The 14,588-nt window shown below is 63.0% G+C and carries 11 protein-coding genes and 1 tRNA gene; 1 reads left to right on the forward strand and 11 read right to left on the reverse strand.

Annotated features, from left to right (window positions below; translation table 11 throughout):
• Window positions 1-38: 38 nt before the first annotated feature.
• The 9 genes from N5D53_RS08000 to N5D53_RS08040 all read right to left on the reverse strand — a co-directional run bounded on the left by N5D53_RS08000 (window position 39) and on the right by N5D53_RS08040 (window position 10,945).
• Window positions 39-134, reverse strand: a tRNA-Sec gene (locus N5D53_RS08000).
• A gap of 6 nt (window positions 135-140) precedes the next feature.
• The gene (gene selB, locus N5D53_RS08005) at window positions 141-2,063 is read right to left on the reverse strand and encodes a selenocysteine-specific translation elongation factor (protein WP_104962848.1); all 1,923 of its coding nucleotides are present in this window, start codon (window positions 2,061-2,063) and stop codon (window positions 141-143) included.
• Window positions 2,060-3,487: an L-seryl-tRNA(Sec) selenium transferase gene (gene selA, locus N5D53_RS08010; RefSeq protein WP_104960695.1), complete on the reverse strand. Its 1,428-nt coding sequence runs from the start codon at window positions 3,485-3,487 to the stop codon at window positions 2,060-2,062. Before selA ends, selB begins: the two co-directional genes overlap by 4 nt.
• Window positions 3,488-3,626: 139 nt before the next feature.
• Entirely contained in the window at window positions 3,627-4,553 is a 927-nt protein-coding gene (fdhE, locus tag N5D53_RS08015) for a formate dehydrogenase accessory protein FdhE (RefSeq protein ID WP_064492903.1), read from the reverse strand.
• A 4-nt stretch (window positions 4,554-4,557) separates the two neighbouring features.
• Entirely contained in the window at window positions 4,558-5,214 is a 657-nt protein-coding gene (locus N5D53_RS08020) for a formate dehydrogenase subunit gamma (RefSeq protein WP_011953329.1), read from the reverse strand.
• The gene (gene fdxH / locus N5D53_RS08025; RefSeq protein WP_279840186.1) at window positions 5,211-6,161 is read right to left on the reverse strand and encodes a formate dehydrogenase subunit beta; all 951 of its coding nucleotides are present in this window, start codon (window positions 6,159-6,161) and stop codon (window positions 5,211-5,213) included. Before fdxH ends, N5D53_RS08020 begins: the two co-directional genes overlap by 4 nt.
• On the reverse strand, window positions 6,161-9,229 hold the full coding sequence (gene fdnG, locus N5D53_RS08030; RefSeq protein WP_279840187.1) for a formate dehydrogenase-N subunit alpha: 3,069 nt from the start codon (window positions 9,227-9,229) through the stop codon (window positions 6,161-6,163). The genes fdxH and fdnG overlap by 1 nt, the downstream gene beginning before the upstream one ends.
• Before the next feature lie 147 nt (window positions 9,230-9,376).
• The gene (locus N5D53_RS08035) at window positions 9,377-10,138 is read right to left on the reverse strand and encodes an SDR family NAD(P)-dependent oxidoreductase (RefSeq protein ID WP_020192248.1); all 762 of its coding nucleotides are present in this window, start codon (window positions 10,136-10,138) and stop codon (window positions 9,377-9,379) included.
• Between the two features lie 21 nt (window positions 10,139-10,159).
• On the reverse strand, window positions 10,160-10,945 hold the full coding sequence (locus N5D53_RS08040) for a TSUP family transporter (protein ID WP_104960692.1): 786 nt from the start codon (window positions 10,943-10,945) through the stop codon (window positions 10,160-10,162).
• A 200-nt stretch (window positions 10,946-11,145) separates the two neighbouring features.
• Here N5D53_RS08040 and N5D53_RS08045 point away from each other — a divergent pair, with 200 nt between their 5' ends.
• The gene (locus N5D53_RS08045) at window positions 11,146-12,528 is read left to right on the forward strand and encodes a PLP-dependent aminotransferase family protein (RefSeq protein WP_190869744.1); all 1,383 of its coding nucleotides are present in this window, start codon (window positions 11,146-11,148) and stop codon (window positions 12,526-12,528) included.
• Between the two features lie 90 nt (window positions 12,529-12,618).
• Here the strand turns inward: N5D53_RS08045 and N5D53_RS08050 are convergent, their stop codons facing one another.
• Complete coding sequence (locus tag N5D53_RS08050; RefSeq protein ID WP_003255446.1) at window positions 12,619-13,164, reverse strand: single-stranded DNA-binding protein; 546 nt, start codon at window positions 13,162-13,164, stop codon at window positions 12,619-12,621.
• 9 nt (window positions 13,165-13,173) lie between these two features.
• Entirely contained in the window at window positions 13,174-14,568 is a 1,395-nt protein-coding gene (locus N5D53_RS08055) for an MFS transporter (RefSeq protein WP_104960690.1), read from the reverse strand.
• Window positions 14,569-14,588 lie beyond the last annotated feature (20 nt).

Below are 14,588 nucleotides of genomic sequence, written 5' to 3' on the forward strand. Positions count from 1 at the left end.
GGGTTCACCTGCGAAGAGGCCCTAAAAGGTTGAAAAAATGGCGGAAGGCAGCGGGAGTCGAACCTGCCCGGGAACGGCTGCCGTCCCCAACCGGGTTTGAAGCCCGGCCGCGCCACCGGGCGCGATTGCCTTCCTTGAACTCAGTGCCTGGCGTGTTGTTGAGCCAGGGCGCTGTCGGCGCGGATGTGACGCTGGTCGGCCACCCTCCGGGTCAGGCCGATGCGGTCGAAGTATTCCAGAATCTGCACACTGCGCTTGCGACCGATGCCCAACATATCGCGAAACGCGGCAACCTGCACTATCGTCGTTTCACTGGCCTGCCCCAGCATCAACGCTGCCATGCGCTGTAGCGTCGCCTCGGGGTAGAACAAGTCGCGCACCACCTGATGCACCAGGCCCAGCCGGGCCAACTTGCGCAGTAACAGGCGCACATCGGCTTCGGCACGGTTCTCCTCACTCGCCAGCGTCCTGACCCAGGGTGGGTCAAATTGCCCTGCGATCAACTTCGGCTGCAGACGTGCCCACAATGCACTGTCGGCTTCGCTCAACTGTACCTTGTGATCGGGCAGATGCAGCCATGGCCCGCTGCTGGCGATGGCGCTGTCGTCGAGCAGTTCATCCAGCAAACTGACGAATGCCGGCCGTTCCAGAGGCAAGGCTACAAAGCGCCGCAAGCGATCACGGTCAGGGCCAAGCTGGTCGGGCTCTTGCTCGTGAAAGCGCGCCAGCTGCTCCAGGACCTGCTGCTTGAGCGCCTGCCATTGAGCGTTGGCGAACAGCAGTTGGCCCTGCCGGGTGGCCACCACCCGCACATCGTCCGGTAACTGCCAGGTTTCCCGCAGGCGGTTGAACTGCCGCTCGAGCCGCTGCGGGCTAATACCGCCCGGTGCACTGGCGAGCAGCGCTGGCAGTGCCTGCTCCAGATCCGCTGCGTCGCGCAGCACCTGCAACTGCTGCAGACGGGCATCGCTACGGCGTTGGCGGCTTGGTGCGAACGGGTCGAGCACCTTGCCGCCGCCCAGCGTGCGCTGGGCGCGCTGATCGCGCAGCACCAGGCGGTCGCCGTGCACGGCCTGCAACGGCGCGTTGAGCAGCAACTGGGCAAACATGCGTTGGCCGGCAGCCAGGCTTTCGCCTTCGAGCAAGGCGACCCGGGCCGTTACATCCTGGGTGCCGAGGTGCACATGCACGGCGCTGAAATGTTCGAAAGTACGCTTCTCGTCCGGTAACAGGTACAGCTCGATATCCACCCGAACACTGGGCGCATGCAACCATTCGGGCACCAGCCAGTCGCCCCGGTGCACCTGCTCCACGGCCAGGCGCTCGGCAGCGATGTTCAGCGCCACCCGTTGGCCTGCTTCTGCCACCAACGCGGCCTGGTTCTGCGCATGCAGACCACGCACGCGCACCACCTTGCCGGCCTTGCCCAGCAACAACGTATCACCCGCACTGACCCGTCCGGCCAGTGCCGTGCCGGTGACCACCACACCGGCGCCGGTAACCGCAAAGGCACGGTCGACGGCCAGGCGAAAACCACCGTGCACACTGCGTTGCCGTGTACCTGCTTCGGCCTCCAGCAGGGCCTGGCGCAACGCTTCCACGCCCTCCCCGCTGATGCTCGACAGCGGAAACTGCCGCGCACCGGCATACGGCCCAGGCGCCAGCAGTTCACTGACTTGCATCTGCACCTCGGCCAGACGCGACGGCTCTACCCGGTCGCATTTGCTGATCGCCACCAAGGCCTGGGGAATGCCCAGCAGCTCGATGATCGCCAGGTGCTCACGGGTCTGCGGCATGACCCCGTCGTCGGCCGCCACTACCAACAGCACCAGGTCGATGCCATGGGCGCCGGCCAGCATGTTGTGGATAAAGCGCTCGTGGCCCGGCACATCGATGAAGCCGGTCAGCGGCGCGCCTTCGCTCAGCGCCGCATAGCGGTAACCAAGGTCGATGGTCATGCCGCGGGCGCGCTCTTCTTGCCGCTGGTCGCCGGCCTGGCCGGTCAGCGCCAGCAGCAGTGCGGTCTTGCCGTGGTCGATGTGGCCAGCGGTACCAACGATCACTGCACCGGCCCCAGCTGCAGGGCTGGCAACTGGGCCAGCCACTGGGCTTCGTCATCCAGCTGGCGCAGGTCCAGCCACAGGGCATCGTCGTCAATGCGGCCCAGCACCGGCACCGGCAGGTCGCGCAGGGCGCGCTCCAGCACATGCAGGCTGCGCCCGCGCAACTTCTTCGACACTTGCGGGCGCAGGCACAGCGCGGCACTGGGCAGGCGCGCAACCGGCTGGCTGCCACTGCCGATCATGCCCAACGCGGGCTCTACGCTGATTGCCCATTGCTCACCGAGACGCGCCTTGAGTTCAGGCGCCAGGCGCTCGGCCTGGGCCTGAATCTCGGCCTGGCTGCGGGTCAGCAGGCGCAGGCTGGGCAGGCGCTCGGCCAGGCGATCGGGGTTGCGGTACAGCGCCAGCACCGCTTCGAGTGCAGCAAGGGTGATCTTGTCGACGCGCAACGCACGCTTGAGCGGATTTTTCTTGATCCTGGTGATCAAGTCCTTGCGGCCGACGATGATCCCGGCTTGCGGACCACCCAGCAGCTTGTCGCCACTGAAGGTGACGATATCGGCACCATCGGCCAGAGCCTGGCGTACCGTGGGTTCGGCGGGCAGGCCCCAGCGGGTAAGGTCGAGCAGGCTGCCGCTGCCCAGGTCTTCAAGCAGTGGCAGTTGATGTTGGTGGGCGATACGTGCCAGCTTGGCAGTAGGCACCTGGGTGGTGAAGCCCTGGATGCTGTAATTGCTGCAATGCACCCGCATCAGCAGGCCAGTGCGCGGGCCGATGGCGGCCTCGTAGTCGCGGGCGTGAGTACGGTTGGTAGTGCCAACCTCGTGCAGCTTGACGCCGGCACGGGCCATGATGTCGGGAATACGGAACGCACCACCGATCTCGATCAGCTCGCCGCGAGAGATGATGCCTTCCTTGCGCGCGCCCAGGCTGTTGAGCGCTAGCAGCACGGCGGCGGCATTGTTGTTGACCACGGTGACGGCTTCGGCACCGGTCAGCTCGCGGATCAGGCCTTCGATCAGGTCATCACGGTCGCCACGTTTGCCGGTGGCCAGGTCGAATTCCAGGTTGAGCGGGTAACGAGCGGCGGTCTGCATGGCCTCGATGGCTTCTTCCGGTAGCAAGGCGCGGCCCAGGTTGGTGTGCAGCACGGTGCCGGTGAGATTGAACACGCGGCGAACCTGGCTGCGTTGCTGGAGGGCGAGGCGTTCGCCGCTGCGGCCAAGGAGGATTTCCGGAGCCAGTTCGGCGCTGCCGAGTTCGCCATTACGGGCGGGCTCGCGCAGGTCATCGAGCAACTGGCGCAGGGTATTCAGCACGGCGTCACGGCCGTGGCGATCGATCAGAGGGAGGCAAGCCGGGTGGCGAAGGAGGGTATCGATGGACGGCAGGCGTGGGGTGTCGCTGGCAAGGCTGTTGGACATGCGGTACTACCTTGGACTGATCCGTTGTCTGTGCTGGCCCATTCGCGGGTGAACCCGCTCCTACAAGTACAGCGTGATCCGGAAGGTTGGCGCAATTACCTGTAGGTACGAAGGCAAGTCGGTGTTTCAGTGTAGACCCTCAGCCACTTCCCGGGGCGAGCATCAGGTTGGGCGCCAGGCGATGGAACCCCTCCCCGTCCAGGCGTATATCCAGGGCCAGGCTGGCCAGGTCATCGGCCAGCGGCTCGGCCGCCGCATCGTTCTCCAGGTAGTTCTGCTTCAGGTAGCTGTCGCACCCTGGGCAGCATTCGGCGCGCAGCGGCGCTTTGCCTGGCGCATGGCGATCATCCTCAAGGCTGGTGTAACGCAAGTCCTTGCTCGACTCGCAGTACACGCACTTGACCCGCACCACATGCCATTCACATGCACACAACGAACAGGCCAGGTAACGTAAACCGTTGTGCTTTCCACGGTTGCGCACCACCCCGGCCATCGCCGGCGAACCACAAGCCGGGCATTGGGCCAGGCTGCCGGCAGGCTCGAGCTGGTGTGCGGGCAGCGCCAGCAGCCAGCTGGACCACGCCGCCTGCAACGCGGCCCCGAGGAACGGCACCAGTGCTGCAGGCACACCATCGTACTGGCCTGCCAGCAAAGCAATGCCCCAGCCCTTGCGCTGATTGTCATCACTGCCTCGTAGCACCTGCAGCGCCTCACCCAGCGGGCCACTGCGTTCGCCGCTGAGGTGCTCTAGCAGTGCCTGCAACCAGACCAGCCATGGGCCTTCACGCACCAGGCTGTCAGCCGCCAGCGGCGGCAAACCATGGTCCATGCACAGGCGCTGACGCTCCTCGGCCACGGGCAAGCCGCTGGGCGGGTTATCCACAAGCTGCTGCTGGATGCGGCATAAACGCGCAATCAACCTCAGGTAGTCGCCAAGCGCGTTGCCCTCAGCCAGTTGCTCCAGGCGGGCGGCGCGCAGTTCAAACAGGTTGGCGGCGGGCAGGTGCAGAAATGGCGGCGTGACTGCCGACGCTTCGATCTGCCCGGGTTCGAGTAGGGTGCTCAAGCGCTTATCCTTCTTTTCGTCCGTGATCACCCGGCGTCTTGTCGCCGGTCACTTCGCGGTACCACAACTCATGATGCTTGCGGGCCCAGGCGCGGCTGACCCAGCCATGCAGCATGGCGCCGATCGAGCCCTTGATCCAGATGCCGGCGTAGATGTGCACGATGATGCTGAGAATCAGCACGAAGGCCGCCAGCGCATGCAGCAGCGCAGACAAGCGAATGGCATCGATGCCAAACCAATGGCTGAAGTATGCGCGCCAGATCACCACGCCACTGACCAGCAATACCAGCATGCACACCAGCAGGGTCCAGAACAGCAGCTTCTGCCCGGCATTGTACTTGCCGATCGGCGGTACGCCCTCCTCCTCGTTGCGCATGACCCGGTCCACCCGGCGCAGCCACAGGCGGTCATTGGCGGTGATGAAGTTGGCCCGCCAGAAGCGTAATACCAGGCCGAGGAAAAACACGAACATCGCCACACCGATGAAGGGATGCAGAATGCGCGTCCACGGCCCGCCGCCGAACAGGTTGCTGAGCCAGAATAGCGCCGGATGGAACAGCGCAAGCCCCGACAGCCCAGCCAGGATGAACAGGATCGCCACCACCCAGTGGTTGCTACGCTCGTTGGCGTTGTAGCGCAGGATGGGTTTGTTGTCGTTCATGGCCGCTGCTCCCCTTGCCCACCGGGCTGCTTCGGATCATAGACATGGACCGACGGGTCCACTTGATGCACGCTTTCGTCCGGCGGTCTCGGGTGTTCATCCTCCTCGACACGCTGTGGGCCGATCCGCACATAGTGGAAGAACCCCGCCAGCACCGCCGCGCCCATGGCCAACAGCGCCAGCGGCTTGGTGAAGCCCTTCCACAACCCTACCAACGGGCTGATCACTGGCTGGTCCGGCAGGCCGGCATACAGCTTCGGCGTGTCGGCATGGTGCAGCACGTACATCACGTGGGTACCACCGACGCCGTCCGGGTCGTACAGCCCGGCCTTGTCGTAGCCCCGCGACTTCAGATCGACGATGCGCTCGGCCGCATGCACTTTCATCTCGTCCTTGCTGCCGAACACGATCGCCCCGGTCGGGCAGGTTTTCACGCACGCCGGCTCCAGCCCCACGCTCACGCGATCGGAACACAGGGTGCACTTGTACGCCTTGTGGTCTTTCTGCGAGATGCGCGGGATGTTGAACGGGCAGCCGGTGATGCAGTAGCCGCAGCCGATGCAGTGGTCCTGGTTGAAGTCGACGATACCGTTGGCGTGCTTGATGATCGCGCCCGGGCTCGGGCAGGCCTTCAGGCAACCTGGGTCGGCACAGTGCATGCAGCCGTCCTTGCGGATCAGCCACTCCAGGTTGCCGTCGTCGCGCTCGTGCTCGGTAAAGCGCATCAGTGTCCAGGTCTCGGCAGTGAGGTCCTGGGGGTTGTCGTAGGTGCCGTGGTTGTGGCCAACCTCGTCACGCAGTTCATTCCACTCCGAGCACGCCACCTGGCAGGCCTTGCAGCCGATGCACTTGGTAGTGTCGATCAGCTTGGCGACCTGCTCCTGCTGACGCACCGAGGGCGGCACGGTAGTGGTGGCCGAGCGGGCGATGATGTCTTGGCTGGCCATCAGAGTTTCTCCACTTTCACGAGGAACGACTTGGACTCTGGCGTCTGCGTATTGCCGTCACCGAGGAACGGCACCAAGGTATTGGTCAGGTAGCCATGCCGGGTAGCGCCGGTGAAGCCCCAGTGCAGCGGAATGCCGATCTGGTGCACGGTCTGATTGTTGACCTGCAGCGGGCGAATCCGCTTGGTCACCACCGCCACCGCATCGATATGCCCACGCTTGCTCGACACCCGTACCCGGTCGCCGGCCTTGATGCCTTTCTCGTTGGCCAGCACCTCGCCGATCTCGACGAACTGCTCGGGCTGGGCAATGGCGTTGAGCCGGCAATGCTTGCTCCAGAAGTGGAAGTGCTCGGTCAGCCGGTAGGTGGTCGCCGCATAAGGGAACTCGTCATGCGTGCCGAGGGTGTCCCACACAGAATCGAAGATGCGCCCGGCCGGGTTGCTGGTGGCCTTCTTGTTCTGCGGGTGCAGCGGGTTGATGCCGATCGGTGTTTCGAAGGGCTCATAGTGCTCGGGGAACGGGCCTTCGGCCATCTTGTCGATGGCGAAGAAACGCGCCACGCCTTCGGGGTTCATGATGAAGGGGTTCATCCCCGCCTCGGGCGGCGAGTCGACCTTGAAGTCCGGCACGTCGGTGCCGGTCCAGGCCTTGCCGTTCCACCATACCAGGCGCTTTTTCTCCGGGTCCCACGGCTTGCCTTGCGGGTCGCTGGAGGCACGGTTGTAAAGGATGCGGCGGTTGGCCGGCCAGGCCCAGGCCCAGTTCTGCACCTGGTGCATGCCATACGGATCGCTGTTGTCGCGGCGAGCCATCTGGTTGCCTTGTTCGGTCCAGCTACCGGCAAAGATCCAGCAGCCAGACGCGGTGCTGCCATCGTCCTTGAGCTGGCCGAAGCCCGCCAGTTGCTGGCCCGCCTTGATCACCGCGCCAGTCGGGTCGGTGACATCGGCCACCGCCCAGCCGTTCATCTCCTTGGCCAGCTCCTCCGGGGAGGGCTCTTCAGGGATCTTGTACGGCCAGCTGATATTCATTATCGCGTCAGGATAGGTCCCCCCTTCGGCCTGGTAACGTTGGCGCAGGCGCAGGAACAGCTCGCTCATGATCTGCACGTCGGTACGTGTCTCGCCCGGGCCGTCTGCGCCCTTCCAGTGCCATTGCAGCCAGCGGCTGCTGTTGACCAGCGAGCCGTCTTCCTCGGCGAAGCAGGTAGTGGGCAAGCGGATCACTTCGGTCTGGATAGAGGCCGTGTCGACATCGTTGAACGGCCCGGCGTTGCGCCAGAATTCCGAGGTCTCGGTGGCCAAGGGATCCATGACCACCAGCCACTTGAGCTTGCCCAGTGCCGCAGTGACGCGGTTTTTGTCCGGCAGCGCGGCGATCGGGTTGAAGCCCTGGCACATATAACCATTGACTTTGCCCTGGCCCATCATCTCGAACATGCGCAGCACGTCGTAGGCCGGTACATCGAGTTTGGGCAGCCAGTCATAACCCCAGTTGTTTTCCGCCGTGGCGTTGGCGCCGTACCAGGCCTTCATCAGGCTGACGTGGAACTTGCCGTAGTTCTGCCAGTACGACAACTGCCCAGGCCGCAGCGGCTTGGAAGCGCGCTTGTCGATGTAGGCGGCGTAGTCCTGCTCGGCGTCACCGGCCAGGGTCAGGTAGCCCGGCAGCGAGTTGGACAGCAGGCCGAGGTCGGTCAGGCCCTGGATGTTGGAGTGCCCGCGCAGGGCGTTGACCCCGCCTCCGGGCATGCCGACGTTGCCGAGCAGCAACTGGACCATGGCCGCACTGCGGATAATCTGCGCACCGATCGAATGCTGCGTCCAACCTAGCGCATAAAGGATCGTCATGGTCTTGCCCGGAACCGAGCAGGAGGCGATCTCTTCCCAGACCTTCATCATGGCGTCCTGCGGCATGCCACAGGTCATGCTCGCCAGTTCCGGGGTATAGCGGCTGTAATGCTGCTTCATCAGCTGGAACACGCAGCGAGGGTGTTGCAGTGTCGGGTCGACCTTGGCGTAGCCGTCCTCACCCAGCTCGTAACCCCAGCCGGACTTGTCGGTGTACACACGCTTGGCCTCGTCGTAGCCGCTGAACAGCCCATCCTCGAAGCCATAGTTCTCTTTGACGATGAACGACACGTCAGTGTAGTTGCGCACGTACTCGTGCTGGATCTTGTCGTTGCTGAGCAGGTAGTTGATCAGCCCGCCCATGAAGGCGATGTCGGTGCCGGTACGGATCGGTGCGTAGTAATCCGCCACCGAAGCGGTACGGGTAAACCGCGGGTCGACCACAATCAGCCGCGCCTTGTTGTGCGCTTTGGCCTCGGTCACCCACTTGAAGCCGCATGGATGCGCTTCTGCTGCGTTGCCACCCATCACCAGGACCAGATTCGCGTTGGCGATATCGGACCAGTGGTTGGTCATGGCGCCACGGCCGTACGTCGGGGCAAGACTTGCCACCGTCGGGCCATGTCAGACACGTGCCTGGTTATCGAACCCCAGCATGCCTGTTGCGCGGATGACCTTGTGGGTCAGGTAGCCAGCCTCGCTGGAAGCGGCGGAGGCGGCAAGAAAACCGGTGGTGAGCCAGCGGTTGACCGTTTGGCCTTGGGCGTTCTTCTCGATGAAGTTGGCATCGCGGTCCTGCTTCATCAGGTCGGCGACGCGGTCCAGCGCCTCGTCCCAGCTGACCCGCACCCACTCTTTGCTGCCCGGCTTGCGAACCTCGGGGTACTGCAGGCGGCTCGGGCTGTGGATAAAGTCCAGCAAGCCGGCGCCTTTCGGGCAAAGTGTGCCGCGGTTGACCGGGTGGTCGGCGTCCCCTTCGATATGGATGATGTTCTGTTTGACGTTCTTACCCGCATCACCCTGGCTGTACAGGATCAGGCCGCAGCCGACCGAACAGTAGGGGCAGGTGTTACGGGTTTCTTTGGTATGCGCCAGCTTGAAGTGACGCACCTGCTCGGCGAATGCCGGCGTCGGGGCCATGCCCAACGCCGCAAGGCTCGAGCCTCCAAGGCCGACGGCGGCGACCTTGAAGAACTGCCGACGGTTCAGGTCCATCGTGCACTCCTGATCAGGTGGTGGACGCGCGGAACATTGCCGGCGCCTCTTGGTAGTCACGGTGGCGGCCAATTGATGGCCGCCAAAGGATAAGACTAGTCAAGAATCCAGAAGGTGCGATGACCTGGGTCAGTAGTGCGGCCCCGATCAGGCACGTGGCAGGTTGCGCACCACATTCAGCGCCGCACTGCTCTGCGCCACAGGCATGATCTCGATGGTATTGATATTCACGTGCGCCGGCTGCTCGGCAACCCAGGCTACCGTCGCTGCGATGTCCTCCGGCAGAAGGGCCTCTACATCCCGATACAAGGCCTGCACGGCGTCCATGTCGCCATTGAGGCGCACCACCGAGAAGTCAGTGCCTGAGCACAGCCCCGGCTCGATGTTGCTCACCCGCACCCGGGTGCCAGCCAGGTCGGCACGCAGGTTGAGGCTGAACTGGCGGACGAACGCCTTGCTGGCGCCATACACGTTACCGCCCGGGTAGGGGTAAGTGCCGGCGATCGAGCCGATGTTGATGATCATGCCGCTATCGGCTTCCACCATCTGCGGCAGGATCTTGTGGGTGACCATGGCCAGGCCGGTGATGTTGGTGTCGATCATCTGCTGCCAGTTTGCGGCACTGCTGGTTTGGGCACGGTCCACGCCCAGCGCCAGTCCCGCGTTGTTGACCAGCAGATCGATCTGCAGCGACGCCTCACGCATCTGCTCGACCGCCTTCTCGAGCGACACTGAATCAGTGACATCCAGCGCCAGCGGAATGAAATTTACGCCCAGTTCGGCCTCCAGTGCTTTCAGTTTGTCCATGCGCCTGGCTCCACCGATCACACGGTAGCCTTTGCCGATCAGGGTGCAGCAGATGGCGCGGCCAAAGCCTGAGGAAGCACCGGTTACAAATGCGGTTTTCATTCGTTGTCTCCTATAAATGGGTCAGGTGAGGTACTTCACGCCCAGGCTGGTGAACAGGCAGAGCATCGAGAACACCAACGCCTTGCGCACCACGTCGTTGCCTTTACGCAAGGCCAGGGAACTGCCCAGGTGGTTACCGAGGATGTTGCAGGCCACAAGTGGCAATGCCAGCAGGTAGACGACCTTGCCTGCGCTGACGAACGCCACCAAAGCACCGATGTTGGAAGCGAAGTTGAAGGTTTTGGAGTTGGCCGAACTGGAGACCAGGTCCATGCGCAGCAGGTAATGGAAAGCGATGATGAACATGCTGCCGGTACCGGGGCCGAAGAAGCCGTCGTAGAAGCCAATGGCCAGGCAAGTCAACGGCACTACGGTGTACAGCATTCGCGAAGACAGTTTGCGCTCCTCGACCGGACGATCCTTGGGGGTAAGGAAAATGAGAATGCCGAGGGGGATCAGTGCCAGGATGATCTTGCCCACCGTTTCCTGCGAGATCGATACGATCAGGTGAGCCCCCAGGTAGGCGCCTAATAGCGAAAACGGCACCCCGACCAACGCTACCTGCCAGACCATCTTGCTGTTGGCCAGGAAGTTGCGGATAGCCGCCAGCGTGCCGAGGGTACTGACCAGTTTTTCCTGGCCCAGTGCCACTTGGGGCGGCATGCCAACCAGCAGAAAACCCGGCACCAGAAACAAACCACCACCACCGGCAATGCTGTCGACGAAGCCCGCAACGAAGGCGATCGCGCCAAGTATGAGGACTGCCAGCAACCAGTGCTCCGCCCAGTAAGAACCCAACATTTCCATAGCGATGTCCATCCAGTGGAGCGTTATGCCAGGCACAGCCCGAGTGTGGCCGGCCTGATCGGTGCGATGATTGTAATTTCAAAAATTGAATCGATTCAATCTAAAATAAATTCAACTCAATTTAGCCAATTACCATCATTACCTGCATCCGAGCTTTCATGCTAGGCTTTCGCGCTCTTGCAAAGCCTGGTGCCATCTCCATGTGGGTCCCCCAATACAGCCATCAAACACAGCCGGTTTACCTGATGATCGCTGATGCCCTTGAACAGGACATCGAAAGTGGTCGGCTTGCAGAAGGCGATCGCTTACCCACGCTCAAGGACCTGGCCGAGGCGCTGAATGTAACCCCCGGCACTGTTGGCAGGGCCTACGACGAAGCAGCCAAGCGTGGTCTGGTGGCTGGCGAGGTAGGCCGAGGCACATTTGTCAGGCAACTGCGGCAGCCATTACCCGCCCCGTCGGTGCCCACACCCGTTGCCGGCGAGAGTAGCCAGATCGACCTCTCGATCATCAAGCCCAACGACGCTCACATGAGCGAGTGGCTAGGCACGGCTATCAGCGAACTGGCCGCCTCATCGGACTTGGGGCAGGTACTCGACTATGTGACAGAGGGTGGTCACACCTCCCACAAACAAGCCGGTGCGACCTGGATACAGCGCTGGCTGCCTGATGCTCGCTGGCAGCAGGTAGTACTGACCGCTGGCGCCCAACATGGGCTGCTGGTGGCCATCAGCAGCCTGTCGAAGAATGACGATGTGGTGCTGTGCGAGTCGCTCTGCTACCCGGGCATCATATCCCTGGCCCACAGCCTGGGCCGGCGCCTGCGCGGCGTCGCCATGGACGAAAACGGGCTCATCCCGGAGGCATTGCGCGCGGCCTGCCTGGAACACCGCCCTTCCCTGCTGGTGTGCGTCACCACGCACCAGAACCCGACCAATTCGATCATGCCCCCTGCAAGGCGCCAGGCTATCGCCGAGATCGCTCGTGAGTTCGACCTGTTCATCGTGGATGACGATATCTACGGTTTTCTCGAGCCCAGCCCGGACTACAAGCCGCTTGCAGCGTATGCGCCTGAACGCTCGGTATACCTCACCAGCCTGTCCAAAAGCGTGCTGCCGGCGCTGCGCATCGGCTACCTGTACGCCCCGCCGCAAACCCTGTCGCGGTTATCATCGATGGTACGCAGCAGCGTGTGGATGGCATCGCCTCTGATGGCGCAATTGGCCAGTAACCTGATCAACAGCGGCAAGGCCGACCAGTTGGTGCGTATGCAGCAGCAGGAGGCGGCCGCGCGCCAGCACATGGCCCGGGAGATTCTTGGCCAATACAAGATCCGCAGTCAGCCCCACAGCTTCCATATCTGGCTGGAGCTGCCAGAACCGTGGACCAGCGACGAGTTTGCCAACCTGGCTCGTGACAACGGCGTAACGGTGGTCAGCGGCAGCCAGTTCCTGCCTGAACGCAGCCACGCCACCAGCGGTGTGCGCATCGCCCTGATGGCACCCAGCCGCCAAGAACTGGGCTTTGCCCTGACCAAGCTGGCAAGCCTGCTGGATTCGCCGGAGCCCCGGTTGTTCTACTGAAAGCGATGCCAGATACGCAGTGCTGCCCATAAAAAAACCCAGGGCAACTGCCCTGGGTTTCTGGTCTTGCTGAACGCCCTACCGCTCTGATCAGAACGGAATATCGTCATCGAAGCTGTCGAAGTCAGCCGCCGGCTGCGGCGCAGGCTGTTGCGGCGCTGGGCGCTGAGGGGCCTGTTGCGGGCGCTGGGCCTGCTGGCGTGGCGGTGCCTGGTTGTACTGTTGCTGCTGGCCGCCACCATAATTGCCGCCACCCTGGTTGTACGGGTCGCCGCCCTGCTGCTGGCCCTGCGGACGACCGCCGAGCAGCTGCATGGTGCCGTTGATGTCGACGATGATCTCGGTGGTGTAGCGCTTGATGCCGTCTTTTTCCCACTCGCGGGTCTGCAGCTTGCCTTCGATGTAGCACTGCGAACCCTTGCGCAGGTATTCGCCAGCGATTTCGGCAACCTTGCCGAACAGCGACACACGGTGCCACTCGGTACGCTCGACCTTCTGGCCCGACTGCTTGTCAGTCCACTGCTCGCTGGTGGCCAGGCTCAGGTTGGTCACGGCGTTACCGTTGGGCAGGTAGCGGACTTCGGGATCCTGGCCACAGGTACCGACCAGAATGACTTTGTTAACCCCACGGGCCATAACGTTCTCCTAGGCTTCGCACGCCGAAGAGGCTGGATTCACCAGTCGCTCGAGGGTCGCACGGTCCAAAATTTTCGTATCCAGTTTGATATAGATGGCGGCTTCTTCTTCCACCACCACAGCGTCGGTCACACCCGGCACGGCCATCAGGCGCTCGGTCAGGCCGGCTTCCCGGACCGCCTCAGGCGTCAAGGGCATGCGCAGGCTGGTCACATATGGCGGCTCGTTCATGCGCAAGGCGACGATCAGCCAGATAGCACACAGCACCGCGCTACCGAGGAACACCGTGTTCAGCCCGCCGTGCTGGAACAGCCAGCCGCCAAGAATCCCGCCTAACGCTGCACCGAGGAACTGGCTGGTGGAATACACCCCCATTGCCGTCCCCTTGCCACCGGCAGGCGACACCTTGCTCACCAGAGAAGGCAGCGAAGCCTCCAGCAGGTTGAATGCGGTAAAGAATACCACGGTGCCAATCACCAGTCCGCGCAAACCGTCAGCCCACTCCCAGAAGTATATCTCCGTCAGCAGCAGGACACTGACCGCGCCGGCCAACACACGTTTCATCTTGCGCTTTTTTTCGCCGTAGATGATGAACGGGACCATTGCAAAAAATGAGATGAACAGCGCGGTCAGGTACACCCACCAATGCTGCTCCTTGGGCAGGCCGCCACGCTCGACGAACGCCAGCGGCAGCGCAACGAAGCTGGCCATGAGGACGGCGTGCAGGATGAAAATGCTGACGTCCAGGCGCAGAAGGTCCGGATGGCGCAGGGTCGGGCCGATGGCCTGGCGCGCCACACCCGACTCGCGGTGCTGCAAAATGCTGTGGGTGCTGGGCACGACAAACGCGATCAACAGCATGCCGACCAGGGCAAGCCCAGCCGTGACCAGGAACAAACCTGACAAACCAAAGGCACTTGTCAGCAACGGACCGACGACCATGGCGACAGCAAACGACAGGCCGATGCTCATGCCGATCATGGCCATGGCCTTGGTCCGGTGTTGTTCGCGGGTGAGGTCCGACAGCAGTGCCATGACCGCAGCAGAAATTGCCCCCGCGCCCTGCAGGATGCGCCCGGCAATCACGCCCCAGATAGAGTCGGCCTGGGCCGCCAGTACACTGCCCAGGGCGAAGATCACCAGCCCCAGATAAATCACCGGCCGGCGACCGATGCGGTCGGAAATCATCCCGAACGGGATCTGCAATACCGCCTGGGTCAGGCCATAGGCACCAATGGCCAGGCCGATCAGGGCAGGCGTGGCGCCAGCCAGGTCCATGCCGTAGGTGGCCAGTACCGGCAAGACCATGAACATGCCCAGCATACGAAAGGCAAAGACCAGGGCAAGGCCGCCAGCGGCGCGGGTTTCGCCGCCACTCATGCGCTCGTTGTGGGTGTCGTGCATGGATTAACCTCGTGTGAACC

Source organism: Pseudomonas sp. GD03862 (assembly GCF_029840855.1).
Classification (GTDB): Bacteria; Pseudomonadota; Gammaproteobacteria; order Pseudomonadales; family Pseudomonadaceae; genus Aquipseudomonas; species Aquipseudomonas alloputida.